This window comes from Sphingobium salicis subsp. salicis, from assembly GCF_049472635.1.
Classification (GTDB): Bacteria; Pseudomonadota; Alphaproteobacteria; order Sphingomonadales; family Sphingomonadaceae; genus Sphingobium; species Sphingobium yanoikuyae_A.
Window position 1 is genome coordinate 901320 of sequence record NZ_JAYRCS010000001.1, and the last position, 24975, is coordinate 926294.

A 24975-nucleotide genomic window follows, 5' to 3' on the forward strand; every position below is an offset into this window, starting at 1 on the left:
CCGCCGCATCTCGGCAATCTGCGGGTCAGCAACGGAGCCTCTTATGTCAGCCCTTTCCGACGATCCCGCCTCGCTCGATACCTTGCCAACACCCTGCCTTGTGCTGGATGCCGACCGGATGGATCGCAACATTACGCGGCTGCGCGCGCATCTGGACGGGCTGGGCGTGGGGATGCGGCCGCATCTCAAGACCGCCAAGTCGGTCGAGGTTGCGCAGCAGCTGATGCCGACGGCGCAGGGGCCGGCGACGGTATCGACCCTGCAGGAGGCGCGCCGCTTTGCGGCGGCCGGGGTGCGCGACATTCTCTATGCGGTCGGCATCAGCCCGGCCAAGTTGCCCGAGATACTGGCGCTTCGGGCGCAGGGCGTGGACCTGGCGATCGTGCTGGATTCGGTCGAGCAGGCGGAGGCGGTCGCGGCCGCATCGCGCGCGGCGGGCACGGCCATTCCGGCCCTGATCGAGATTGATTGCGACGGCCATCGGTCGGGCGTGAAGCCCGGCGATGCGGCGCGGCTGCGGGCGATCGGCGCGGCGCTGGCGCAGGGCGGCGCATTGCGCGGTGTGATGACCCATGCCGGCGGCAGCTATGGCGCAAGGGGCGATGCCGAACTGCGCGCCTGCGCCGATGCCGAACGGGATGCCGTGCTGGCGGCGGCGCGGACCTTGCGGGCGGCGGGACATGATTGCCCGGTGATCAGCGTCGGATCGACCCCGACCGCCCATCATGCCACGGACTTGAGCGGCGTGACCGAGGTACGCGCCGGCGTCTTCGTCTTTTTCGATCTGGTGATGGCCGGGATCGGCATCTGTTCGGTGGACGACATCGCCCTGTCGGTGCTGGCGACGGTGATCGGGCATCAGCGGGACAAGGGCTGGATCTTGGTCGATGCCGGCTGGATGGCGATGTCGCGCGATCGCGGCACGGCGAAACAGGATGTCGATCAGGGCTATGGCCTGGTCTGCGACCGGGACGGGCGGCCCTATGGCGATCTGGTCCTGGTCGATGCCAATCAGGAACATGGCATCATCGCGCTGCGGCCGGGGGCATCGGGCGCGCTGCCGGACCTGGCGGTGGGTGATCGGGTGCGGATATTGCCCAATCATGCCTGTGCCACCGGGGCGCAGCATGATCGCTATCATGTGGTGCGGGGCGGTAGCGATGCGGCGGAAGCGGTCTGGCCGCGATTTGGAGGATGGTGATGGACGTGACGCGGATCGAGACCGACAAGGCGCCGGCACCCGCCGGCCATTATGCGCAGGCGACGATTGCGAATGGCTTTATCTTCGTGTCGGGGCAATTGCCGGTGGTGGCGGGGCAGGGGCCGCGCAGCGACCTGTCGTTTGAGGATCAGGCACGGCTGGCGATCGGCAATATGCTGGCGATCCTGGCAGAGGCAGGATGCGGGACGGAGCGGATCGCGCGCGTCACCGCCTATATCGTGGGCGTCGAGAATTGGCCGCGTTTCAACGGCATCTATGCCGAGATGATGGGGGATGCCCGGCCGGCGCGCACGGTAGTGCCGGCGCCCGAACTTCATCATGACTGCCTGGTCGAAGTGGACGCGATCGGCCTGCTGCCGGGCTGACTACGACCATGGGAGCGCTATCTTTCCGTCGCCGGCTGTCCTAGCGATAGGCGAGCGAAGGAGACAGGCGGATGAGAAACAAGGCCGGGGCGCTCATCGCCCTGATGGCGCTCTCGGTGCCCGCAGCGGTGCAGGCGGAGGACCAGTATAAGCTGCTCGTCCTCGCCATCCCGAACAAATATCATTATGAATATATACCGATCGCGCGCGACAGCCTGGAGCATCTGGGCAAGCTGCATGATTTCAGCTTCACCTGGGCCAACAACACGTCCGTCTTCGATGGCGATCTCAGCCAATATGCGGCGGTGATGTTCCTCAACACGCCGGGCGAGGAACTGAACCCGGCGCAGCGCGCCAGGTTCGAGGCCTATATGCGGGCGGGTGGCAATGCCATCGTCGTGCATCGGGCGCTCATCACCCCGCCGGGCGAGTGGGCCTGGTACGAGAAGATGGTCGGGCGCAGTTTCGTCATCCATCCGATGGTGCAGACGGCGGTGGTGACGCCGACCGACAAGGGTTTTCCCGCCACCTATGGCCTGCCCGATCGCTGGATCTGGACCGACGAATATTATGTCACCGCCAACCCCTATAAGGTGACGATCCATCCGGTGCTGAATGTCGAGGAAAGCAGTTACGATCCGACCAAAATCTGGCCGGGACAGGTGGCAAAACCGATGGGGCGGGAGCATCCCGTCGCCTGGTATCATGCCTATGAGAAGGGGCGGGTGTTCGTCACCACGCTGGGTCATAATGGCGAGATGTATCGCGATCCGCGCTATCTCGACCATCTGATGGGCGGCATCTACTGGACGGCGACCGGGCGCGGCCAACTGCCCTGACGGCGGCGCGGAACGCCCGCGCCGCCCGGTTTTCGATCAGGCGGCGACCAGTTCGCCCTCGCCATAATAGGCGCTCTCGTCGAGAATGCCCTCGCGCTTGGCGACGATCACGCCGACCAGCACCTGGCCCGCAACGTTGACGGCGGTGCGGCCCATGTCGAGGATCGGGTCGATCGCCAGCAGCAGGCCGGCGCCTTCCAGCGGCAGGCCGAGCGTCGAGAGGGTGAGGGTCAGCATCACGATCGCGCCGGTCAGGCCAGCCGTGGCGGCCGAGCCGATGACCGATACGAAGACGATCAGCACATAGTCGATGAAATGCAGCGGGATGCCATAGAAGCCCGCAACGAAGATCGCTGCCAGTGCCGGATAGATGGAGGCGCAGCCATCCATCTTGGTGGTCGAGGCGAGCGGGATCGCGAAGGCGGCATAGCCCTTGTCGACACCCAGCCGCTCGGTCACGGTCTCGGTCACTGGCAGGGTGCCGACCGACGAGCGCGAGACGAAGGCGAGCTGGATCGCCGGCCAGGCCTTGGCGAAGAAGGGGCCGGGCTTCAGGCCATTGGCGATCAGCAGCAGCGGATAGACCACCAGCAGGACGAGGCCGAGGCCGAGATAGATGGCGGCGGTGAAGGTGCCGAGCTGCGCCAGCGCGCTCCAGCCATAGGTGGCGATCGCGGTGCCGATCAGCGCGGCCGAGCCGATCGGCGTCAGGCGGATGACCCAGCCCAGGATCGCACGGACGACGGCGAGCAGCGAGCGGACGAAGGAGAGGAAGGGCTCCGCCTTGTCGCCGACCTTGAGCGTGGCGAGGCCGACTGCGATCGAGATGACCAGCAATTGCAGGATGTTGAACGAGATGCTGGTGCTGGCGCTGCCGTCGCTGATCTTGGTGCTGCCCGACAGGGCCAGGCTGTTGCCGGGGACCAGGCCTTTCAGGAAATCGAGCCAGCCGCCGACCGAATCCGCCTTGCCCATGGCGAGCGCGGTGCCGTGCAGGCCCGCGCCCGGCTGGACGATCAGGCCGATGGCAAGGCCGATGCTGACCGCGATCAGCGCGGTGATCGCGAACCACAGCAGGGTCTGGCCGGCGAGACGGGCGGCATTGTCGAGTGCGCGCAGATTGGCGATCGACGCGACGATCGCGGCGAACACCAGAGGCGGCACGATCGCCTTCAAGAGCGAGACGAAGATCGATCCGACCGTCTTGAGCGTGGTCGCCAGCCAGTTGAGGTCGCCATCGGGGCCTGCGCCGATCTGGCGCGCGACGAGACCAAGGGCAAGGCCCACGACCATGCCGAGCAGAACCTGGAAGCCGAAGCTGCGATAATTGAGGGCCATGATGGCATTTTTCCTTTGGACGACCGGCGCGCTATATCGGATGGCATCTGTCCGATTGCGCGCAAGCAATTCTTTCAAGGGGTTCAGTGCGGATAAGGTGGCCCTCTTTCCGCGCGCCGTCCGATCAAACGCATGGAACGGCGCGATCCGCTATGCCACAATCGTCGCTCGGGTCCATCAGGGAGTATAAATATATGCAATTGCGGGGGATATTGCTGGCAGGGGCGATGCTGGGATTAGGGGGGCTGGCAATGCCAGTCGGGGCGCAGGCGGCAGCGGATGCCGGTGTGGCCAAGGAAATTCTGAAGAAGTCGGTTGCGTTCAAGACGGTCGAGGGCTCGGGGCAGGTGCCCGCGCTCGCCGCTTATTATGCGTCGGTGCTGAAGCAGGCGGGCTTTGCCGATGCCGATATCGTCATCACCCCGATGGGCGAGACTGCGACGCTGGCGGCGGCGATCAAGGGGCGCGACCCCAGCCTCAAGCCGATGCTGATGATCGGTCATATGGATGTGGTGGCCGCCAATCGGGCCGACTGGACGCGCGATCCCTTCGTCCCGGTCGAGGAGGATGGCTATATTTTCGGGCGCGGATCGGAAGACAATAAATATGATGTGGCGATGATGGTCGCGACGCTGGCGCAGCTCAAGAAGGAGGGCTGGACCCCGCGCCGCACCGTCATCCTGCTCTTGTCGGGCGACGAGGAGACCAACATGGTCACCACCAAGGCGCTGGCGGCCAAGTATAAGGATGCCGAGCTGTTGCTGAACGGCGATGGCGGCGGCGGCCTGCTCGACGAGACGGGCAAGCCTGTCCTCTACCAGTTGCAGGCGGGCGAGAAGACCTATGCCGATTTCGAGATCGGCTTCACCGATCCGGGCGGCCATTCGAGCGCACCGACGCCGGGCAACCCGATCTATCGGCTGGCCAAGGCGATAGATCGGATCGCGGCCTATCAGTTCCCGCCGATGATCAACGAGCTGACCAAGGCGTCGCTCAGCCTGTCGGCGCAGCGGATCGGTGGCGATGTGGGGGAAGCGATGCGTCTCTATGCCGCGACCCAGGATCCGGCCTCGGCAGAACTTTTGTCGAGCCGGCCCGAATTTGTCGGGCAGGTGCGCACCACCTGCGTTGCGACCATGCTGGCGGGCGGTCATGCGCTCAATGCCCTGCCGCAAAGTGCCAAGGTCAGCGTCAATTGCCGCATCTTCCCCGGCGTGAAGATCGACGACGTGAAGGCGCAGCTGGTCAAGGTGGTGGATGATCAAAGCGCGACCTTCACCACGCTCAATGACCCGACCGGCAGCGATGCCTCGCCATTGCGGGACGACGTGGTGAAGGCAGTGGCCGCCGCGATCAAGGCGCGCTCGCCCGCGATCACGGTCATGCCGGGCATGTCGGCCGGCGCAACCGACAGCCTCTATTTCCGCGCGCTGGGCGTGCCCAGCTATGGCGTCTCCAGCCTGTTCATGAAGGCCGAGGACGGCTTTGCCCATGGCCTGAATGAACGGGTGCCGGTGGCGGGCATCGCCGCATCACTGGCCCAGTGGGACAGCGTGGTGCGGGCGCTGGCGAAGTAACGGCTATCTTTAATCCGTTCGGGCTGAGCGAAGTCGAAGCCCGACACTGAGCGAAGCGAAGTGGCCTCCCGATGGTCGGCCGTGCCCTTCGACTTCGCTCAGGGCGAACGGATGGATATCAGCCTCGCACAGCCACCGCATTGGCGGCCGAGAGGACGGCCTTGACCGATGCGGTCGCGACGTCGCTGTCGGTGCCGATGCCGAACACGGTGCGGCCGTCGGCAGTGCGGCATTCGACATAGGCGGCGGCGTTCACGTCGGTGCCGGCGCCGATGGCGTGTTCATTATAGTCGGCAACCTCCAGCACCACGCCCAGTTCGTCGCGCAGCGCAGCCAGCACCGACGAGATGAGGCCGTTGCCGCGACCCGAGATCGAGCGTTCGCCGCCTTCATGGACGATCTTGCCGGTGAAGATGCGGTCGCCCGCGCTGCCGCTCTCATGATAGTCGATCAGGCTGTAGGCCTGGTCGCCGGTCTGATGATAATAGTCGTCGAACGCGGCCGAGATGTCGGCGGCATTGAGTTCGCGGCTCGACTGGTCGGCCAGCGCCTGCACCACCTTCGAGAAGTCGGCCTGCATCCGCTTGGGCAGCTTATAGCCCTTGTCCTGCTGCAGCACCCAGGCGACGCCGCCCTTGCCCGACTGCGAATTGACGCGGATCACCGCTTCATAGTCGCGGCCCAGATCCTTGGGGTCGATCGGCAGATAGGGGACGTTCCAGAACAGGTCGTTGCGCGCTTCCTGCGCGGCAAAGCCCTTCTTGATCGCGTCCTGGTGGCTGCCCGAAAAGGCGGTGAACACCAGTTCGCCGGCATAGGGGTGACGCGGGTGGACGGGCAGCTGGTTGCAATATTCGACGGTCTGGATGACCTCGTCGATGTCGCTGAAGTCCAGTTCGGGGTCGATGCCCTGCGTGTACATGTTGAGCGCGACGGTCACCAGGTCGCAATTGCCGGTGCGCTCGCCATTGCCGAACAGACAGCCTTCGACGCGGTCGGCGCCGGCCATGATGCCCAGTTCCGCGGCGGCGACGCCGGTGCCCCGGTCATTATGGGTGTGCAGCGAGATCACCACGCTGTCACGGCGCGAGATGTTGCGGCAGATCCATTCGATCTGGTCGGCATAGATGTTGGGGGTCGCGCACTCGACGGTGGCGGGCAGGTTCAGGATCAGCGGCCGTTCCGGCGTCGGCTGCAGGATGTCCATCACCGCCTCGCAGCATTCCAGGCTGAAATCCAGCTCGGCGGTCGAGAAGGTTTCGGGGCTATATTCGAAATGCCAGTCGGTGTCGGGCATGCGCGCCGCATTGTCGCGCAGCAGCTTGGCGGCGTTGATCGCGATCTGCTTGATTTCCGGGCGTTCCATTTGGAACACGATGTTGCGCCAGGCCGGCGAGATCGCGTTATAGACATGGACGATGGCTTGCTTCGCTCCGCGCAGGCTTTCGAAGGTGGTGGCGATCAGGTCTTCGCGCGCCTGGGTCAGCACCTGGGGCATGACATCGTCGGGGATGGCGCCTTCCTTGACCAGGCCCGAGATGAAGTCGAACTCGGTCGCGCCGGCGGCGGGGAAGCCGACCTCGATCTCCTTGACGCCGACCTTGACCAGCAGGTCGAAGAAGCGGCGCTTCTTTTCCGCATTCATCGGGTCGATCAGCGACTGGTTGCCGTCGCGCATGTCGGTCGACAGCCAGCGGGGCGCCTTGGTGATGACCTTGGACGGCCATTGGCGATTGGGCAGGTCCACCTGGGGGAAGGGGCGGTATTTCTGCGAAGGATCGGTCAGCATCATGGGATCAAACTACTTCCTGGCTCGGGACGCTATGGCGCGCTCCGGGGTACGACTTGACTGTGATGAATGCCCTTAGGCGGATCGACGCTGCCCTTAGCCGGAAGGCAGCACAAAAGCCACGCCTAAGGGCGTGTAAGTCGTAGCAGGGTAAGAAGCGCGACGCTCTGCATGATGCTGTCCCCATAAACGCGGACGGGAGGAGCGTAAAGCCGTTTCTTGCGAAAGGGGCGTCAGGCGCGACGGAAAATTGCGTCGATGGCCAGGTCGACCTTGTCCGACACGAAGGGGCGGCCAAAGCCCATGCCATAATGGCTGCGCTCGACGGTCATGCTGCCGGTGAAGTGAAGGGTGGCGATCCCAGGCGCTTCGTGGGGCGTGACGCCGGTCAGCCGGACCGACAGGGTGACCGCGCGGGTCTGGCCATGCATGGTGAGTTCGCCCGGAATGATCGTCGCGCTGTCGCTGCCGACGAGGGGCGCGTCCCTGGCGGTAAAGCGCACGGTTGGGAAATGGGCCATGTCGAAAAAGCTGTCGCCTTTCAGCATGGCGTCGGTCGAAGCATCGCCCGTGGTCATCTTCTCGACCGGGAAGCTGATGTCGACGTCGGCCCGCTCGGGCCGGGCGGGGTCGATCATCACCATGCCTTCGGGCTGGGTGAAATCCCCCTCATAGCCGCCGATCAGGGCCTTCACATGGAAGTGGACCCTGGTCGCTGCGCCATCCACGAGATAGCGGCCCGGCGCATAGACCGCAGGGCCGCCAGCAGGACTGGCCGCCGCCGGCCCACACGCGATCAGGCTCAGAAGCAGGATCGCGCGGGCCGAGCGGGGGATCATCGCATCACTTCTGGAAGGCGACGATGATCTTCAGTTCGACATTGTCGCCGACGACGGGAACGAAGCCGCCCATGCCGAAATCGCTGCGCTTGATCGTGCCGGTCGCGACGAAGCCGACATTTTCCTTCTTGTTCATCGGGTTCGCACCGGCGCCATAGAATTCGGCATCCAGCGTCACCGGCTTGGTGATGCCCTTGATGGTCAGGTTGCCGGTGATATCCGCGCCGGTCGCGCCATCGGGCTTCACGCCGGTCGACACGAAGGTCGCGGTCGGGAACTTGGCGGCGTCGAAAAATTCGGGCTTGGCGAGATGCTCGTTCAGCGCCGGGATGCCGGTGGTGAGGTTGGCGATCGGCAGGGTGATCGACACCTTCGAAGCCGAGAGATTGGCCTTGTCCAGTGTCAGCGTGCCGGTTGGCTGGGTGATGACGCCCATATTGTTGGTGAAGCCCATATGGTCATAGGCGAAGACGATCTGGGTGTGGCTGGGTTCGACGCTGTAGGTGCCGCCGGTGACCTTGGCGACATCCTTGCTGCCGGGGACGGCCATCGGGGCCTGGGCGATGACAACAGTGCCGCCGGCGACCGCGATCAGGGCAGCGGCAGAGATCAGATATTTGCGCATGGGAAACGCTCTCCAAAAGCATTCAAGGGACGCAGCACAGAATATGCCACGTCCCTCGATTGTTCCAGAGGCGTAACCGGAAACGGATCGTTCCGTTTCCGGTGCGCGAAAGGACTTAGTTCTTGTCCTTGTTGACCAGCTTGTTGGCGCCGATCCAGGGCATCATGGCGCGCAGCTGCGAACCGGTCTTTTCGATCTGGTGGGCGGCAGCCTGCTTGCGGCTGGCCTTGAGTTCGGGCTGACCGGCGCGGTTGTCGAGGATGAAGTCCTTGACGAAGCGGCCCGACTGGATGTCGGCCAGAACGCGCTTCATTTCCTTCTTGGTTTCCTCGGTGATGATGCGCGGGCCGGTCTTGATGTCGCCATATTCGGCGGTGTTCGAGATCGAGTAGCGCATGTCGGCGATACCGCCTTCATACATCAGGTCGACGATCAGCTTCAGTTCGTGCAGGCACTCGAAATAGGCCATTTCCGGGGCATAGCCGGCTTCGACCAGGGTTTCGAAACCGGCCTGGACCAGCGCGGTGGCGCCGCCGCACAGAACGGCCTGCTCACCGAACAGGTCGGTTTCGCATTCCTCGCGGAAGTTGGTTTCGATGATGCCGCTGCGGCCGCCGCCGACGCCCGAGGCGTAGGACAGGGCGATGTCATGGGCGTTGCCGGTCGCGTCCTGATGGACGGCGATCAGGCAGGGGACGCCGCCGCCGCGCTGATATTCGCCGCGCACGGTGTGGCCGGGGCCCTTGGGCGCGATCATGATGACGTCGATGTCGGCGGGGACTTCGATCAGGCCGAAATGGATGTTCAGGCCATGGGCGAAGGCGAGCGCGGCGCCGGGGCGCAGATTGCCCTTGATGTCGGCTTCATAGATGGCGGCCTGATGCTCGTCGGGCGCCAGGATCATCAGCACGTCGGCCCACTGGGCGGCTTCCTTGTTCGGCAGCACCTTGAAACCGGCGCCTTCGGCCTTCTTTGCGCTGGGCGAACCGGGGCGCAGGGCGATGGCGACTTCGGCAACGCCGGAGTCGCGCAGGTTCTGCGCATGGGCGTGGCCCTGCGAGCCATAGCCCAGAATGGCGACCTTCTTGCCCTTGATCAGGCCGATGTCCGCGTCGCGATCGTAATAAACCTTCATTGGAAAACCCCTTCTCGTCCCCCCATGCAGGGGGCGTTAGACAATAGTGGTGGAAAGAAACGCCGCCTGTGACGGCGCGGAATGGAATATCAGGCCGGCTCCTTGCCGCGGATCAGGCCGGCAACGCCGGTGCGACCGACCTCGACCAGGCCGATCTGGCGCATCAGGCCGACGAAATTGTCGATCTTTTCGGTCGTGCCGGTGATCTCGAAGATGAAGCTCTCGATCGTAGTGTCGACCACCTTGGCACGGAACACGTCGGCCAGGCGCAGCGCCTCGATCCGGTCCTCGCCGGTGCCGGCGACCTTGACCAGCGCCAGCTCGCGTTCGACGAACGGGCCAGCGTCGGTCAGGTCGGTGACCTTGTGGACCGGCACCAGCCGGTCGAGCTGGGCGATGATCTGGTCGATCACCTTGGGCGGGCCGTTGGTGACGATGGTGATGCGGCTGATCGCATGGTCGTCGGTAATGTCGGCCACGGTCAGGCTGTCGATATTATAGCCGCGCGCGGTGAACAGGCCGGCGATGCGGGCCAGGATGCCCGCCTCGTTCGACACCGTCAGCGACAGGACGTGCCGCTCGCTCTGTTCTTCGTGGATATGCATCAGATGCTGTTCCCGTCTTCCATTTCTTCGCGCTCGGGGCGCGGCGAGATCATGCCGATAAAGGCATAGTGCCAATCATCGTCCTGCGGGTGGGCGAGGCGGACCGGGAAGGCCGTCACCGCGTCGAACATCCGCAGAAGATGTTCGCCCACATAGCGTGGGCCGGCCAGCAGCCGATCGACCTGCAGGCCATGATATTCGAACCCGCTATCCAGATGCACTTCCCATTCCTCATTGTCGGGGTCAGCATGGTCGCTGGTCCAGCCGGTGAGTTCGGTCGTGCCTGTGATCCGTTCGAAATCCCAGGGTTCGGTCACGAAAATGCGGACCTTGGCGGGGGTGGTCACACCAGTGCCTTTGCCTCGTCCGACATGACGCCTTCGATCTGGTTGGGATCGAGCAGCATTTCGGTATGGGCCGCGCCCGACGGGATCATTGGGAAGCAGTTGGACAGCTTTGCCACGCGGCAATCGACGATCACGGGGCCGTCGGTTTCCAGCATCTGGCGGATGCCGGCCTCCAGTTCCTGCGGTCCTTCGATGCGGATGCCGGTCCAGCCATAGGCCTCGCCCAGCTTCACGAAGTCGGGCAGGCTGTCGGAATAGCTGTTGGAATAGCGACTTTCATAGGTCAGTTCCTGCCACTGGCGGACCATGCCCATATATTCATTGTTCAGGATGAAGATCTTGACCGGCAGCCGATACTGGCTGGCCGTCCCCATTTCCTGGATGTTCATCTGGATCGAGGCGTCACCGGCGATGCAGATGCTGATGCTGTCGGGATTGCCCATCTGCGCGCCGATGGCGGCCGGGAAGCCATAGCCCATCGTGCCCAGGCCGCCCGAGGTCAGCCATTTATTGGGCTCTTCAAAGCCGAAATGCTGGGCCGCCCACATCTGGTGCTGGCCGACTTCGGTGGTGATGATGATGTCCTTGCCGGTCGCGCGGGTGGCCTTGTAGAGGTCTGCGATCGCCTTTTGCGGCATGATCTCGCTGCCGCTTTCGGGGTAGGACAGGCTCTTCTTGGCGCGCCATTCGGCAATCCGCGCCCACCAGGCCGACAGGTCCGCCTTTTCATGGCCGCGCTGCTTCCACAGGGCGATCATGTCTTCCAGCGCGCTGCCGACATCGGCGACGACCGCGACATCGACGTCGACGATCTTGTTGATCGAACTGCGGTCGATATCGATATGCACCTTGCGGCTGTTGGGGGCGAAGGCGTCCAGCCGGCCGGTGACGCGATCGTCGAAACGCGCGCCGATGCACAGGATCAGGTCCGCCTGGTTCATCGCCCAATTGGCTTCATAGGTGCCGTGCATGCCCAGCATGCCGACCCACTGGTCGGACGATGCGGGGAAGGCGCCCAGGCCCATCAGGGTCGAGGTGACGGGCGCGCCGGTCATCGCCGCCAGTTCGCGCAGCAGCGCGCTGGCCTGCGGACCCGAATTGATAACGCCGCCGCCGGTGTAGAAGATCGGCCGTTCCGCCGCAGCCAGCATCTCGACCGCCGTATCGATCGCGGCGGCATCCGCCTTGGTCTGCGGATGATAGCTGGCATGGACCTTGAGTTCCGGCCGGGCATAGGGCGCGGTCGCGATCTGGACATTCTTGGGAATGTCGACGACGACCGGGCCGGGGCGGCCGGTGGTGGCGATATGGAACGCCTCATGGACGATGCCGGCCAGCTTGGCCGGATCCTTCACCAGATAATTATGCTTGGTGCAGTGGCGCGTGATGCCGACCGTGTCCGCCTCCTGGAAGGCGTCGGTGCCGATCAGTTGCGTGGGCACCTGACCCGTGATGACGATCATCGGGATCGAATCCAGCAGCGCGTCGGTGATGCCGGTGACGGCATTGGTCGCGCCGGGGCCGGAGGTGACTAGGACGACGCCCGGCTTGCCGGTCGAACGGGCATAGCCCTCGGCCATGTGGGTCGCGCCCTGCTCGTGGCGCACTAGGACATGCTTGATCGTGGGGTGATTATAGAGCGCGTCATAGATGGGCAGCACGGCGCCGCCCGGATAGCCGAACACAACTTCGACGCCCAGATCAACCAGGCACTCGACCAAAATGTCCGCGCCGCTCTTTTCGGCCACGATGAAACTCCTCTTTTTTAAGATGCTGGCTCGCGGGTCTGCGCCGTCGCGCCCGCATTGGCAAGGCGCCAGCGTCTAGAGGACATAAAATGCGTGGTCAACCCCTATTGTTGTAATTTAATTGCTAATTCATTGGCAATTTCAGCATCAATAGATCTCTTTTCGCGGTGCCAGTCCTGCGGCGGCTGGTTGGAGAACCAGGTATATTGGCGTTTGGCATATTGGCGCGTGGCGAGCTGGCCACGCGCCATCATCGTGTCACGATCGATGTCAGCTTTGAGCCAGGCGGCGATTTCCGGCACACCGATCGCCCGCATCACCGGCAGGTCGGGATTGAGGTTGCGGGGCAGCAGCGCCTCCACTTCGGCGACGGCGCCCTGATCGACCATCAGCTCGAACCGCCGGTCGCAGCGTTCGATCAGCCAGTCGCGCGGCGGCAGCAGGATCATGGGTGAAATACTGATGCGGTCGGCGATGCCGCCCTGCTTGTGCTGCTGCCATAGCTTCAGCGGCTTGCCGGTCGATCGCACTACTTCCAGCGCGCGGGCGACGCGGGTGGTGTCGGCCGGGGCGAGGCGGGCAGCGGCCTCCGGGTCTTCGCTGCGCAATGCTTCATGCGCCTGCGCCACCGGCATGGCGCGCACGGCGGCGCGGATATCCGCGTCTATCTCCGGCACTGGCGCGATGCCGTCGAGCAAGGTCCGTATATACAGGCCGGTGCCGCCAACCAGCACTGGCAGCTTGCCGGCTTCATGGGCGGCGTCGATCTCCGCCCTGGCCTCGGCGGCCCAGCGCGCGGCGGAGCAGGCTTCGGCCCCGTCAATATGGCCGAACAGGCGATGGGGCACGCCGCCCATTTCTTCTTGCGACGGGCGGGCGGACAGGATGGCGAGGTCGGCATAGACCTGGCTGGCATCGGCATTGATGACGATGCCGTCGGCGATCTGGGCCAGGCGGACGGCGAGCGCGCTCTTGCCGCTGGCGGTTGGCCCGGCAATAAGCGCGACCGGTGGGCGGGATTCGCCCGGCATATGTGCGGGAGTGTTCATGTTCGTCGCGACCTTAGTGGCAGTTGAGACCCTGAAACAGGCGGATATTGCCGAAGCGGCCGGACGACTGGCCACTGCCGGCTGCGCCCCGGTCGATAGCGTCTGGCTGGACGAGGGCAAGGCGGCCGATATTTTCTTCGGCAGCGATCCCGTCACTGCCCGCGCGGCGCTGACCGATATTGGCGACCGGGTCGACGTGATCGTGCAGATGGCGGCGGGCCGCGAGAAGAAGCTGCTGATCGCCGACATGGATTCGACCATGATCACCGTCGAGTGCATCGACGAACTGGCCGACTATGCCGGGATCAAGCCGCAGATTGCCGAGATCACCGAACGGGCGATGCGCGGCGAACTGGATTTCGAGGGCGCGCTGCATGGCCGCGTCGCCCTGTTGAAAGGCCTGCCAGACAGCGCGATCGACCAGTGCCGCGAGGAGCGGGTGGTGATCATGGGCGGTGCGCGCGAACTGGTGCGCACGATGAAGGCGCGCGGCGCACGCACCTTGCTGGTTTCTGGCGGCTTCACCCGCTTCACCGGGCCGGTCGCGGCGGAAATCGGCTTCGATGTGCATGTCGCCAATGTGCTGGAAATTGCCGATGGCGCGCTGCTCGGCACCGTCACCGTGCCGATCGTGGATGCCGCGCGCAAGCGCACCGAGTTGGAGGCCGCGATCGAAGGCGGGATCGACCGCGCGCTGACGCTGGCGGTGGGCGACGGCGCCAATGACATTCCGATGATCGAGGGGGCGGGGCTGGGCGTTGCCTATCATGCCAAGCCTAAGACCCGCGAAGCGGCAGCGGCCGAGATCGTCCATGGCGACCTGTCGGTGCTGCTCTATGCGCAGGGTATCGCCTCGGCCGACTGGGTCCGCGACTGATCCCATATGCTTAACGGCTGGGCGCGCTTGAGGCACGTCCTGCCGTCATTGCACAAGGGTAATGGATTCCATTTCACCCCTGAACCGTTGTCGTCGCACTGCATCCCGGCAGTGGGTCCAATTGGCGTTGCGACAGGATCGTGGCGCACAGGGAGATGGTATGAAAATCCAGACAATGGCGCTGGTCGCCGGTAGTTTGCTGGCGCTGAGCGCCTGCTCGAAAAATGACGCGCCGGTGACCAGCGCGCCGCCGCTGGGGCCGGGCGCGATTGCCGGCACGGTGGCCGCAGACCGCAACGGCGATGGCTATGTCGACGGCTATTACACGTCGGATGGCATCTATCACCCGGTCCAGGGGCCGCCCTGTCCGCCGCCCCCGCCGCCGCCGGCACCGCCTCGTTCCGGAGAACGCGGCTGAGCAATCTTCCTTTCCGGGCGCGGCATTTCCGCCGCGCCCCCCGACATCCTGTTTCCCTGATCCTCGCCATGCTGATCGCCGGTTCCGCGCCGGGGATGGCGGCTGCGCAGCCGGCCGCCAGCGACACGGCGGCGCGGTCGAGCGTGGCTGCTGAAATCCGGTCGGCGGCAAGCGGCAAGCTGCGCGATTTCTATGGCACGCGCGGCTATTGGCCGCTGTGGAGCGACAAGGGCAAGGTCCGCGCCGAACCGGCGCAAGCGCTGCTGGCGCTGCTCGACAGTGCCGATCAGGACGGGCTGCGATCGCGCGACTATGATGCCAGGGGATTGTTACGGGCGATCAAGGAGGCCGATGCCTCAGGCGATCCCAAGGCGTTGGCGCGGGTCGATGTCGCCCTGTCGAAGGCGCTGGCCACTTATGTCGCCGATGTGCGCCGCCCGTCCAAGGCGGTGAAGATGCGCTATCTTGACCCCGAGGTGGAACCGCAGGCGCCCGATGCTGCCGAGGTGCTGCGCGCGGCGGCGGTGGCGCCGTCGCTGGCCACCTATGTCGAGAAGGCGGGCTGGATGAGCCCGCTCTACATGAAGTTGCGCGCGGCAAGCGGTGCCTATGCAACGCGCTGGGGTGGCCTGCCGGCGGTGAACGTGCCGACCGACGTCAAGCTGCGGCCGGGCGGATCGAGCGGCGAGATCGCGATCCTGCGCCATCGTCTGGGGCTGCCCGACGGGGTCGATTATGACAAGGCGCTGGCGGCCAAGGTCAAGCTGTTCCAGGCCGATCACGGGCTGGATGCGGACGGCATTGCCGGCGCGCAGACGATCGAGGCGCTCAATCGTGGTCCGGGCTATTATGCCCGGATATTGCAGCTCAATCTGGAGCGGGCGCGGCTGCTGCCTGGCCCATGGGTGCGGCATGTCGAGGTCGATGCGGCATCGGCGCGGCTCTATTATTATAGCGGCGGCGAATTGGACGGATCGATGAAGGTCGTGGCCGGCGCCAAGGAAAGCCAGACGCCGATGATGGCGGGCATGATCCGCTATGCGACACTCAATCCCTATTGGAATGTCCCGCCCGACCTGGTCGAGCGCAAGATCGCGCCCAAGATCCTGGACGGGGCGACGCTCAGGAAGATGCGCTATGAAGCGCTGAGCGACTGGACCGCCGATGCGCAGACGCTGAACCAGAGCGAGATCGACTGGCAGGCGGTGGCAGCGGGGCAGCGCGAATTGCGCGTGCGCCAGTTGCCCGGCGGCAATAATGCCATGGGGAAGATCAAGTTCATGTTTCCCAATGATCTGGGCATCTATCTGCACGACACGCCCGACCGGGCGCTGTTCGCCAAGCCGGTGCGCCATTTCAGCAATGGCTGCGTCCGGCTGGAGGATGCGCAGCGTCTGGGCCGCTGGTTCTTCGGCAAGGCGCCGGCCGCAGAGAGCGACGCGCCCGAACAATATGTGCCGCTGCCCCGGCCGGTGCCGGTCTATCTTACCTATCTGACGGTGGTGCCGACGGCGGACGGGGTGCAGTTCCTGCCCGACGACTATGGACGGGACGGGGAGTAGTCTCCCCGTCCAACCGGCTCAATGGATGCCGGCAACCATCCGCGTTGTTGGATCAGTGGATGCCTGCCAGCATCCACAGGGCCATGGCGACCATCATGACATTCTCGGTCAGCGAGACGAAGCCGAGCGGCACGTTGCTGCTGCCGCCGACGCAGGCGCATTTCAGTTCGCGCTTCTCGATATAGACTGCCTTGAACACCGACACGGCGCCGATGCCGCCGATGAACAGGGCGACCGGGATCGACAGCCAGGGGGCGAGGCCGGTCAGCATCAGCGCGCCCGCGCCCAGTTCCAGGAAGGGATAGATGCGGCCATAGGGAATGACGCGGCGGGCGAGCAGGTCGTAGTTCAGGAACATGGTCGCGAACCGTTCCACATCCTGCAGCTTCAGCATGGCAAGCAGCATCATGGCGATGGCGATGAACCGCTCGAGCGTCAGCAAGCCTATGAGCGGCGCCAAGGTCAGCCAGTTGATCGCCAGCGCCAGCAGCGCGGCGACGGCGAAGACGGCCAGCACCGGCACATAGCTGGTCGCGCCGGGCACCGGCACCTTGAGCCCCAGGAAGCGGCGCAGATCGTCATGGCCGCCGATACGCTGGCCATCGATGAAGATCTGGGGCGTCGTCTTCACGTCATGCTGCGCCTTGAAGGCGTCGGTCTCGGCCCGGCTGGTAAGGGCATGATCCTCGACCCGATAGCCATGGCGGCGCAGCAGCCAGCGCGCCTTGAGGCCATAGGGACAGACATGGCCGGGCATCACCATACGGTAGAGTTGAGCGACCTTTTCCGGTCCTTGGGGCATTGCATCGTCCTTGTGTCAGGCTTGTATCGAGTGCGATGCCCCTCATATAGGGTCTGTACCATGGTACGGAGTCAAGGCATGAGCATGACAATTTCCGCACTGGCCCGTGCGGGCGATGTCGGGGTGGAGACGGTGCGCTTCTACCAGCGGCGCGGCCTGCTGGATGCGCCCGATCGGCCGGAGGGCGGCGTGCGGCGCTATGGCGAGGGCGATGTGCGCCGGCTGCGCTTCATCCGGTCGGCGCAGGCGGCGGGCTTCACGCTGGAACAGATTGGCGAACTGCTGCAACTCGATGCCGGGCAGGATCGCAAGCGGGCGCGCGAGCTGGCGGCCGATCGGATCGCGGCGCTGGATGTGAAGATCGCGGAACTGGAGGCGGCGCGGGCGGCGCTGACGCGACTGGCCCGGCAATGCCATGCCTCCGATGAAGGGCCATGCCCGATCATCGCGGCGTTCGAGGACGGCGTTCAGACGTCCTGCGTCTGATCGTCCTGCTTCTGCGCCATCTGCCGGCGCGACATTTCCCGACGCACCGAGTAGCTGGTGGGATCACGGCGAAAATGGTCGCGCATCATGCGCCGCTGTTCGCTGATGATGTGCCAGATATCTTCCGGACTCTTGCCTTCGGTCATTGATCCGTCCGCCCTTTTCCGTTCGACTGCAGGGCAGGGAATATCGCTTTCGCACCGATCAATCCGTGAGCGCGATCACGTAAACGGCGCTTTAACGCTGTTACTTCAGATATATGCAACTCCGGCAGCGCGCGCTGGGCGGGATGACTGTTGGAAATCGCACGCTTAACTTCGCATATTTCCCGCACATTCTGACATTATGTTACGTTCCGCTGATCCTATCGGAAAGCGGCGGGGGATCAGGATGGGAAAGAGCCGCCGGGAATGTAGCCGGGCGGCACGCTGTAGGACAGGCGTGCCTATTCCAGTCCGGCGACGAGGCCGTCGATCGCGCCCTGGAGGATGTAGCTGGCGGCGAGTTTGTCGACCAGTTCGTCGCGGCGGGCGCGGCTGGCGTCGGCCTCCAGCAGGGTGCGGGTGACGGCCTGGGTCGACCAGCGCTCGTCCCAGAGCAGCACCGGCAGGCCGATGTCCGCGACATTATGGGCGAAGGCGCGGCTCGCCTGGCTGCGCGGGCTGTTGGTGCCGTCGAGGTTGAGCGGCAGGCCGATGACGATGCCCTTGACCTGCTGCTGCGCCATGAAGGCTTCGAGCGCCGGCTTGTCCTTGCTGAACTTGCCGCGATTGACGGTGTAGGCGGGGCTGGCGATCGACCATTGCGCGTCGCACAGGGCCAGGCCGATCGTCTTCGTGCCCACGTCCATGCCGATCAGGCGGCCACCCTCGGGCAGGGCTGCGCGAAATTCCGCGCGGTCAGTCGTGACAAGTTTCATTACGTCCCCTGAACCTGATCGTTTGAGGTGGAAGCGCGCGGCGCTTCCGCCGATAACGTGGATCAGGTTCTCTTCTTTGTTCCTGGGCCTTGATTCATGCTTCAAGCCGGTTCGGCTTGCAGCGATCAAGGTCTAGTGTGTCTTGGTAAAGGCCGCCAGTCGCTGGCGGGCGTCGTCGCGCACATTGCCCCAGAACAGGCTATAATCATAGACGTGATAATTATTGCCGGGCAGCGTGTAGGGGCCCATGTCGACCGGCTCGCCGATCATCAGCACGCCGCTGGTGTCACAGCGGGCAGGGACGATGCCGGCCACCAGATGAGCCGGCTTGTCGGCGGCGCGGGCGTCGAGCGTGCCGATATTGGCGCTGGCAGGCGCATTGCCGTTGAAGGTGCCGGTGATCGGATTGGTGCAGAGCATGTGCGTGCCCTTGCGCGGCTGGCCATTGAGGCCCTGCTTGCGCTCGAAGCTTTCGACCACGGCGGACGGATCGGCCGGTTCGGCATAGCTTTGCCAGCTGACGATGCAGTGCGATTGATCCCGCCTGGCACAGGCGGGGAAGCCCAATGCAGGCAGGTCCGCCTCGACCGAGATCGGCCAGCCCACGGCATAGATGGCGGCGATCCGGTCGGCGACCGGCTTGCCCGCCACCTGTTCGCGCACCAGTTGCAGCAGGTGGCGTGACCCCTGGCTGTGGCCGGCGAGGATCAGCGGGCCGGTGGGATTGGCCTTGAGGAAGGCGGCGAAGGCCTGGGTCACGTCGCGATAGGCGGCGGCGAGCGCCTGGTCGCCCTCCGCTCCGGTGGTGAGGAAGGCGCCATAATTGGCCTGGCGATAACGCGGCGCCCAGACATTGCCGGCGGCGCTAAAGGCGCTGGCCTGGCTCAGCACGAAGCGGCGCGCGGTCGCGTTGCTTTCCGCGTCGTCCAGCGGCGCGTTCCAATGGGCATTGCCAAGCGGCGTCACATAGCTGGTCGGATGGATGAAGAAGACGGCGGCCTGCTGCGCGGGCGGCGCAAGCCTGGCCGCGCCCTGGGGCGTCCAGAGCGCGGGGTTGTCCTTGGACAGGTCTGGGCGGGCGATCCACATTTTCGGATCGTCATAGGCGTTGGCGGGCAGGGGCTGGAGCGGCTGGAACGCCTCGCGCGGGACCATGACCGCCCGCATGATATGCATCCCCCAGATGCGATAGGCAAGCAGCATCGCAAGCACCAGCACGACCAGGCCGGCGACGACATAGAGGAATTTGCGGGCCACTTGCTCTCGTCTCCATCCCTGTGCGGGGATCGCCCCGCCTTCGTGCGGCCTGTCTGGCCCATGCGCGGCAGTCATGCAAGATGGGGGCACGCAAGATGGCAGATGGTGCAGCAGGACACTTGAAGCGGACTGGTGCGGGTGCTAGCGGCTTGGCCCATGTCGATAGACCTTCAGACCGTGAAAAAGATCGCCAGCCTTTCGCGCATTTCGGTGACGGATGCGGAAGCGGAAGCCATGGTGCCCGAACTCAACAATATCCTTGGCTGGGTGGAGCAGCTGGGCGAGGTGGACGTGACCGGCGTGCAGCCGATGACGGCCGTCATCCCCAACCATCAACGCCTGCGCGACGATGTCGTCACTGACGGCAATGTGCGTGACAAGGTGCTGGCCAATGCGCCGCAGGCTGAACATGGCTTCTTCGCGGTGCCCAAGGTGATCGAATAATGACCAATTTGACTGATCTGACGGTCGCGGAAATCCGCGACGGCTTCCGCGCGGGCGATTTTTCGGCGCGCGAAGTGGCTGAAGGCTTCAACGCCAATGTCGCCGCTGCCAAGGCATTGAACGCCTTCATCGTCGAGACGCCCGAAAAGGCGCTGGCAGCAGCCGACGCGGCCGACAAGGCCAAGGCTGCCGGCGAGACGCTGGGCCAGCTTGCCGGCGTGCCGATCGGCATGAAGGACCTGTTCTGCACCGAAGGCACGCAGACGACCGCCGCGAGCCACATGCTGGAAGGCTTCGTGCCGACCTATGAATCGACCGTTTCGGGCAAGCTGTGGGCGGCCGGCGCCGGCATGCTGGGCAAGCTCAACCTCGACCAGTTCGCCATGGGTTCGTCCAACGAGACCAGCTATTATGGCAATGTGATCTCGCCCTGGCGGCGCGGCGGCGGTGATAATGCCGCACTGGCGCCCGGTGGTTCGTCGGGCGGTTCCTCCTCGGCCATCTCCGCGCGGCTCTGCCCGGCGGCGACCGGCACCGACACTGGTGGCTCGATCCGCCAGCCTGCCGCCTTCACCGGCATTTCGGGTATCAAGCCGACCTATGGCCGCTGCTCGCGCTTCGGTATCGTCGCCTTCGCCAGCTCGCTGGATCAGGCCGGGCCGATGGCGCGCACCGTGCGCGACAATGCGATCCTGCTGGAAGTCATGTCGGGCTTCGATCCCAAGGATTCGACCAGCCTCGATCTGGCCGTGCCCCAGTGGGAAGCCAATCTGTCGAGCGATCTCAAGGGCAAGAAGGTCGGTATTCCCAAGGAATATCGCCCCGATGGCCTGAACGCCGAAATCTCCGCCATGTGGGATCGCGGCATCGAATGGCTCAAGGACGCGGGTGCCGAAGTGGTCGAAGTGTCGCTGCCGCATACCCAATATGCACTGCCGACCTATTATATCATCGCGCCTGCCGAAGCCTCGTCGAATCTCGCCCGCTATGACGGCGTGCGTTATGGCCAGCGCGACCTGCCTGATGGCGCAGGTTTGCAGGACATGTATGCCGCGACCCGCGCCGCCGGCTTCGGCCCGGAAGTGAAGCGCCGCATCATGATCGGCACTTACGTGCTGTCGGCCGGCTTCTACGACGCCTATTATACCCAGGCGCAGAAGGTGCGGGCGCTGATCGCGCGCGATTTCGAACTGGCGTTCGAAAAGTGCGACCTGCTGCTGACGCCGACCGCGCCGAGCGCCTCCTTCGCGCTGGGCGAGAAGCAGGCCGATCCGCTGGCCATGTATCTGAACGACGTCTTCACCGTGCCGGCCTCGCTGGCCGGGTTGCCGGCGATGGCGATTCCGGGCGGGCTGGATTCGGCCGGTCTTCCGATCGGCCTGCAGGTCATCGGCAAGGCGCTGGACGAACAGACCGTGCTGAACGCATCGCTCGCAATTGAAGAACGCGCTGGCTTCAGCGCACGCCCTGATAAGTGGTGGTAATATGACTGAATCAACCTATCGCATCCAGGGCGCAACCGGCGAATGGGAGGTCGTGATCGGCCTGGAAGTCCATGCGCAGGTGACGTCGAACGCGAAGCTCTTTTCCGGCGCCGCGACGGCGTTCGGCGCGGAGCCCAATACGCAGGTCAGCCTGATCGATGCGGCCATGCCCGGCATGCTGCCCGTGCCCAACCGCGAGTGCATCCGCCAGGCGGTGCGCACCGGCATGGCGATCGACGCGCAGATCAACAAATGGTCGCGTTTCGACCGCAAGAATTATTTCTATGCGGATCTGCCGCAGGGCTATCAGATCAGCCAGCTCTATCACCCGATCGTGGGCGAGGGGCAGATCGAGATCGTCCTCGACGAGAAGAACCCCGAAGCCAGCACCAAGGTGATCGGCGTCGAGCGTATCCATGTCGAGCAGGATGCCGGCAAGCTGATGCATGACCAGCATCCGACCAGCTCCTATGTCGACCTCAACCGGTCGGGCGTGGCGCTGATGGAAATCGTGTCGAAGCCGGATATGCGTTCGCCTGCTGAGGCAGGAGCTTATCTCTCGAAGCTGCGAACCATTCTTCGCTATGTCGGTTCGTGCGACGGCAATATGGACCAGGGTTCGATGCGCGCGGACGTCAACGTCTCCGTGCGTCGTCCGGGCGAGGAGTTCGGCACCCGCACCGAGACGAAGAATGTGAACTCGGTCCGTTTCGTCATGGCCGTGGTCGAGCATGAGGCGAACCGCCAGGTCGACGTGCTGGAAGCCGGTGGCAAGATCGTGCAGGAAACGCGCCTCTATGACCCGGATCGCAACGAGACCCGTTCGATGCGGTCGAAGGAAGATGCGCACGACTATCGCTACTTCCCCGATCCCGACCTGCTGCCGCTGGAACTGGACGATGCCTTCCTGGAGGAATGCCGCCAGTCGCTGCCGGAACTGCCGGACGCGAAGCTGCGCCGCTATGCGCAGGATCTGGGCCTGTCCGCCTATAATGCCGCGACCCTGACCGCCGACGCCGACACGGCGCGCTGGTTCGAGGCGCTGCTGGCGGAGGGCGCGCGCATCCAGAAGAAGAGCGAGGGCGAGGTCGCCAAGGCATCGGCCAACTGGCTGCTGTCGGAACTGTATGGTGCCCTCAACCGGATTGGTAAGAGCCTTGAAGAAAGCCCGGTAAGCCCCGAGGAAGGCGCCGAATTGCTGGCGCTGGTGGCCGATGGCACGATCAGCGGCACGATCGCCAAGCAGGTGTTCGAGATCATGCTGGAAACGGGCGACAAGCCTGGCAAGATCGTCGAGGAAAAGGGTCTGAAGCAGACCAGCGACACCGGCGCGATCGAGGCGGCGGTGGCCGATGTCCTCGCCAAGAATGGCGACAAGGTCGAGCAGTATCGCGGCGGCAAGGAAGCGCTGTTCGGCTTCTTCGTCGGCCAGACGATGAAGGCGATGCAGGGCAAGGCCAACCCCCAGGTCGTCAACGAACTGGTCAAGAAGGCGCTCGCCGGCTGACAGGAAAACAGAAAGGGCGGTGGCTTGAGGTCATCGCCCTTTTCTTTTGGGGGACCGCCTTGGGGAAGGCGGGCTGGCGGGCAATGCCGTCGGCATGATGGGGGGAATGGATGACATTAAGGGGAAGGGCGGCCTCGGCCGCCATGCTGGCATGGTGCCTGATAGCCATGCCGGCGAGGGCGCAGGACGGGATTGAAGCGCCAAAGCCGGCCGGCGTGGTGCTGGAAGACAGCGCATCGCCCTTTGGTCCGGTGGACCTTAGCGACAAGGATATTCGGCTGATCATCCTGCCGGCGGTCAAGGGGCCATTCAGTGCGTCGGATGCGGCCGATTTCGAGAAATATTATTATTTCCGGCGCGATAATACCGATGTGCGCACCGCTTTTGCCGATATCAGCGAATGCGATGGCTATGCCCGTGGCCTGCGGTCGAACCTGCCGAACAATTATACCTATTATTATGGGGTTGGCGGGCTTGTTGGTGGTGCGATCGGTAGCCTGATGAGCGAGGCCATCGTCGGTTCAGCCATCAAGCGCGAAGCGCGGCGCAAGACGATGCGGACCTGCATGGCTTTCAAGGGTTATGACCGGCACGGCGTGTCGAAGAAGGTCTGGCAATATTTCAATTTCGAGGAAGGGCTGACCGCCGTGCCGGACGGCGAACGGCGACGGCGACTGTTGCAGCAGGCAGCGGTGGCAGCGCGAACGCCCGCCATCGGGGAGGTGCTGGCGCCATGAAGTCGATGCTGCCCATGCTGGCGCTGCTTGCGGTGATGCCGTCCCTCGCGATGGCAAAGGATCAGGTCTATGCGACCAGCAAATCGGTCGATAACCAGCCGGCGGTGACGCAGGATCTGGCCAAGGCCTATGTCCTGCTGCGCTCCGACGATCCCAGCAGCCTGATGCTAATGAGGATCGCCGATGCGGCCGATCAGGCCCGATACGATGCCGCGCGCACAGAAGCGCTGGCGGAGGAGCATGAGAAATATCTGGGACGCCTCAAGGTCTATGAGCGCGACAATAAGGGCGGCACGATAGAACGTCCGGTCGAACCCACCGAAGCCAATTTCGTCTATCCCAGTTTCGGCGAGGCCGCGACGGTCACGCTGGGCGGTGGTGGCCGCTTTGCCAAGGGCAGCAATGGCTATTCGGTCTATCTGCAGGAGATTACGCCCGGCAGCTATCGCATCTATGGCATGGGGCCGATCATGCAGGGGCTGGGCGCCTGCTATTGCATGGGCAGCGTCCGGTTCGAGGCGAAGGCGGGCGAGGTGACGGACCTGGGCACGCTGACCGGCGTCAATGCCCTGACCCCGGTGACTGCGGAGGTCGCGACCGATCCACGCCTCGCGCAATGGACGATCCGCCCAGCCCGCTATCGCGCGGTGGGCAAGCTGCCGAATTTCCATGGCGTCCCGGTCACGCGGATCATGCCGATCGCCGGCGTCCTCGCCTATGATCGCGACCGGATTATCGATCTGGCGGCGACGCCCGCCGAATAGGCGCCAAACTGTCTAGAGCATGATCCGTTCATACTGGATCGGATCATGCTCTGTTTATCTTTTGTTTTCCGCATTTTTCGAGCCAGCAGATGAGGCCATCTGCTTCGAAAATGCTCTACCCCATGAAAAAGGGGCGCCGCTCGGGTGAAACCCATGCGACGCCCCTCTTTTTTGCCTTGGCGTCCCTTGGGGAGGAACATCATGCCGTGGCGCAACTGGCGGACCGGGAGGGTCTGTGGG

At 64.4% G+C, this 24975-nt stretch carries 26 protein-coding genes; 13 read left to right on the forward strand and 13 right to left on the reverse strand.

Going from position 1 to position 24975, the window contains the following annotated elements; all coding sequences use genetic code 11:
* The first annotated feature begins 43 nt into the window (after nucleotides 1-43).
* The 3 genes from VHN57_RS04470 (at nucleotide 44) to VHN57_RS04480 (ending at nucleotide 2426) form a co-directional block, all read left to right on the forward strand.
* On the forward strand, nucleotides 44-1201 hold the full coding sequence (locus VHN57_RS04470; protein ID WP_278985708.1) for an alanine racemase: 1158 nt from the start codon (nucleotides 44-46) through the stop codon (nucleotides 1199-1201).
* On the forward strand, nucleotides 1201-1587 hold the full coding sequence (locus VHN57_RS04475) for a RidA family protein (RefSeq protein ID WP_278985707.1): 387 nt from the start codon (nucleotides 1201-1203) through the stop codon (nucleotides 1585-1587). Before VHN57_RS04470 ends, VHN57_RS04475 begins: the two co-directional genes overlap by 1 nt.
* A 71-nt stretch (nucleotides 1588-1658) precedes the next feature.
* On the forward strand, nucleotides 1659-2426 hold the full coding sequence (locus VHN57_RS04480) for a ThuA domain-containing protein (RefSeq protein WP_278985706.1): 768 nt from the start codon (nucleotides 1659-1661) through the stop codon (nucleotides 2424-2426).
* Nucleotides 2427-2462: 36 nt separating this feature from the next.
* Here VHN57_RS04480 and VHN57_RS04485 read toward each other — a convergent pair whose 3' ends face one another.
* Nucleotides 2463-3764 carry a dicarboxylate/amino acid:cation symporter gene (locus VHN57_RS04485; protein ID WP_026109219.1) on the reverse strand — a complete coding sequence of 434 codons (1302 nt, stop codon included), beginning with the start codon at nucleotides 3762-3764 and terminating at the stop codon, nucleotides 2463-2465.
* A gap of 194 nt (nucleotides 3765-3958) precedes the next feature.
* Between VHN57_RS04485 and VHN57_RS04490 the strand changes: the two genes are divergently transcribed.
* The gene (locus VHN57_RS04490; RefSeq protein ID WP_278985704.1) at nucleotides 3959-5341 is read left to right on the forward strand and encodes a M20/M25/M40 family metallo-hydrolase; all 1383 of its coding nucleotides are present in this window, start codon (nucleotides 3959-3961) and stop codon (nucleotides 5339-5341) included.
* A gap of 118 nt (nucleotides 5342-5459) precedes the next feature.
* Here the strand turns inward: VHN57_RS04490 and leuA are convergent, their stop codons facing one another.
* From leuA to miaA, 8 genes are all read right to left on the reverse strand, one after another.
* On the reverse strand, nucleotides 5460-7133 hold the full coding sequence (leuA, locus tag VHN57_RS04495; protein ID WP_097382649.1) for a 2-isopropylmalate synthase: 1674 nt from the start codon (nucleotides 7131-7133) through the stop codon (nucleotides 5460-5462).
* A 230-nt stretch (nucleotides 7134-7363) separates the two neighbouring features.
* Nucleotides 7364-7969 (reverse strand): YceI family protein, encoded by a 606-nt coding sequence (locus tag VHN57_RS04500; RefSeq protein WP_423282900.1) that lies wholly within the window; start codon nucleotides 7967-7969, stop codon nucleotides 7364-7366.
* 4 nt (nucleotides 7970-7973) lie between these two features.
* A complete protein-coding gene (locus VHN57_RS04505) occupies nucleotides 7974-8594 on the reverse strand; it encodes a YceI family protein (RefSeq protein WP_037507477.1) in 621 nt (206 codons plus the stop codon).
* Nucleotides 8595-8709: 115 nt separating this feature from the next.
* Nucleotides 8710-9729, reverse strand: coding sequence for a ketol-acid reductoisomerase (gene ilvC, locus VHN57_RS04510; protein ID WP_004211826.1), 1020 nt, complete (start codon nucleotides 9727-9729; stop codon nucleotides 8710-8712).
* Between the two features lie 89 nt (nucleotides 9730-9818).
* Nucleotides 9819-10334 carry an acetolactate synthase small subunit gene (gene ilvN / locus VHN57_RS04515; RefSeq protein ID WP_004211828.1) on the reverse strand — a complete coding sequence of 172 codons (516 nt, stop codon included), beginning with the start codon at nucleotides 10332-10334 and terminating at the stop codon, nucleotides 9819-9821.
* Complete coding sequence (locus VHN57_RS04520; protein ID WP_010337168.1) at nucleotides 10334-10681, reverse strand: hypothetical protein; 348 nt, start codon at nucleotides 10679-10681, stop codon at nucleotides 10334-10336. The genes ilvN and VHN57_RS04520 overlap by 1 nt, the downstream gene beginning before the upstream one ends.
* A complete protein-coding gene (locus VHN57_RS04525; protein ID WP_278985702.1) occupies nucleotides 10678-12429 on the reverse strand; it encodes an acetolactate synthase 3 large subunit in 1752 nt (583 codons plus the stop codon). Before VHN57_RS04525 ends, VHN57_RS04520 begins: the two co-directional genes overlap by 4 nt.
* A gap of 104 nt (nucleotides 12430-12533) precedes the next feature.
* Nucleotides 12534-13478: a tRNA (adenosine(37)-N6)-dimethylallyltransferase MiaA gene (miaA, locus tag VHN57_RS04530; RefSeq protein ID WP_278985701.1), complete on the reverse strand. Its 945-nt coding sequence runs from the start codon at nucleotides 13476-13478 to the stop codon at nucleotides 12534-12536.
* Here miaA and serB point away from each other — a divergent pair.
* From serB to VHN57_RS04545, 3 genes are all read left to right on the forward strand, one after another.
* Nucleotides 13477-14355, forward strand: a complete 879-nt coding sequence (gene serB / locus VHN57_RS04535; RefSeq protein WP_278985700.1) for a phosphoserine phosphatase SerB — start codon at nucleotides 13477-13479, stop codon at nucleotides 14353-14355. The two genes, miaA and serB, sit on opposite strands and share 2 nt — an antisense overlap.
* A gap of 160 nt (nucleotides 14356-14515) precedes the next feature.
* Nucleotides 14516-14773, forward strand: coding sequence for a hypothetical protein (locus VHN57_RS04540; protein ID WP_010337163.1), 258 nt, complete (start codon nucleotides 14516-14518; stop codon nucleotides 14771-14773).
* 68 nt (nucleotides 14774-14841) lie between these two features.
* Complete coding sequence (locus VHN57_RS04545; protein ID WP_278985699.1) at nucleotides 14842-16335, forward strand: L,D-transpeptidase family protein; 1494 nt, start codon at nucleotides 14842-14844, stop codon at nucleotides 16333-16335.
* A gap of 52 nt (nucleotides 16336-16387) precedes the next feature.
* Here the strand turns inward: VHN57_RS04545 and VHN57_RS04550 are convergent, their stop codons facing one another.
* The gene (locus VHN57_RS04550; RefSeq protein WP_278985698.1) at nucleotides 16388-17137 is read right to left on the reverse strand and encodes a MauE/DoxX family redox-associated membrane protein; all 750 of its coding nucleotides are present in this window, start codon (nucleotides 17135-17137) and stop codon (nucleotides 16388-16390) included.
* 78 nt (nucleotides 17138-17215) lie between these two features.
* Between VHN57_RS04550 and VHN57_RS04555 the strand changes: the two genes are divergently transcribed.
* Nucleotides 17216-17623, forward strand: coding sequence for a MerR family transcriptional regulator (locus VHN57_RS04555; protein WP_169861402.1), 408 nt, complete (start codon nucleotides 17216-17218; stop codon nucleotides 17621-17623).
* Here VHN57_RS04555 and VHN57_RS04560 read toward each other — a convergent pair.
* The 3 genes from VHN57_RS04560 to VHN57_RS04570 form a co-directional block, all read right to left on the reverse strand.
* The gene (locus VHN57_RS04560) at nucleotides 17605-17769 is read right to left on the reverse strand and encodes a hypothetical protein (RefSeq protein ID WP_004211842.1); all 165 of its coding nucleotides are present in this window, start codon (nucleotides 17767-17769) and stop codon (nucleotides 17605-17607) included. The genes VHN57_RS04555 and VHN57_RS04560 overlap by 19 nt on opposite strands.
* Nucleotides 17770-18068: 299 nt before the next feature.
* On the reverse strand, nucleotides 18069-18542 hold the full coding sequence (gene ruvX / locus VHN57_RS04565; RefSeq protein ID WP_004211843.1) for a Holliday junction resolvase RuvX: 474 nt from the start codon (nucleotides 18540-18542) through the stop codon (nucleotides 18069-18071).
* A gap of 132 nt (nucleotides 18543-18674) precedes the next feature.
* The gene (locus VHN57_RS04570; protein ID WP_423282906.1) at nucleotides 18675-19799 is read right to left on the reverse strand and encodes a DUF3089 domain-containing protein; all 1125 of its coding nucleotides are present in this window, start codon (nucleotides 19797-19799) and stop codon (nucleotides 18675-18677) included.
* Nucleotides 19800-19955: 156 nt separating this feature from the next.
* On the opposite strand from VHN57_RS04570, the gene gatC reads away from it, so the two are divergent.
* The 5 genes from gatC (at nucleotide 19956) to VHN57_RS04595 (ending at nucleotide 24735) form a co-directional block, all read left to right on the forward strand.
* Nucleotides 19956-20243 carry an Asp-tRNA(Asn)/Glu-tRNA(Gln) amidotransferase subunit GatC gene (gatC, locus tag VHN57_RS04575; protein WP_004211845.1) on the forward strand — a complete coding sequence of 96 codons (288 nt, stop codon included), beginning with the start codon at nucleotides 19956-19958 and terminating at the stop codon, nucleotides 20241-20243.
* Nucleotides 20243-21727 carry an Asp-tRNA(Asn)/Glu-tRNA(Gln) amidotransferase subunit GatA gene (gene gatA, locus VHN57_RS04580; protein WP_125998607.1) on the forward strand — a complete coding sequence of 495 codons (1485 nt, stop codon included), beginning with the start codon at nucleotides 20243-20245 and terminating at the stop codon, nucleotides 21725-21727. Before gatC ends, gatA begins: the two co-directional genes overlap by 1 nt.
* A 1-nt stretch (nucleotide 21728) precedes the next feature.
* Nucleotides 21729-23234, forward strand: coding sequence for an Asp-tRNA(Asn)/Glu-tRNA(Gln) amidotransferase subunit GatB (gene gatB / locus VHN57_RS04585; RefSeq protein ID WP_010337156.1), 1506 nt, complete (start codon nucleotides 21729-21731; stop codon nucleotides 23232-23234).
* 110 nt (nucleotides 23235-23344) lie between these two features.
* Nucleotides 23345-23971 carry a hypothetical protein gene (locus VHN57_RS04590; RefSeq protein ID WP_423282909.1) on the forward strand — a complete coding sequence of 209 codons (627 nt, stop codon included), beginning with the start codon at nucleotides 23345-23347 and terminating at the stop codon, nucleotides 23969-23971.
* Entirely contained in the window at nucleotides 23968-24735 is a 768-nt protein-coding gene (locus VHN57_RS04595; protein WP_278987072.1) for a hypothetical protein, read from the forward strand. Before VHN57_RS04590 ends, VHN57_RS04595 begins: the two co-directional genes overlap by 4 nt.
* Nucleotides 24736-24975 lie beyond the last annotated feature (240 nt).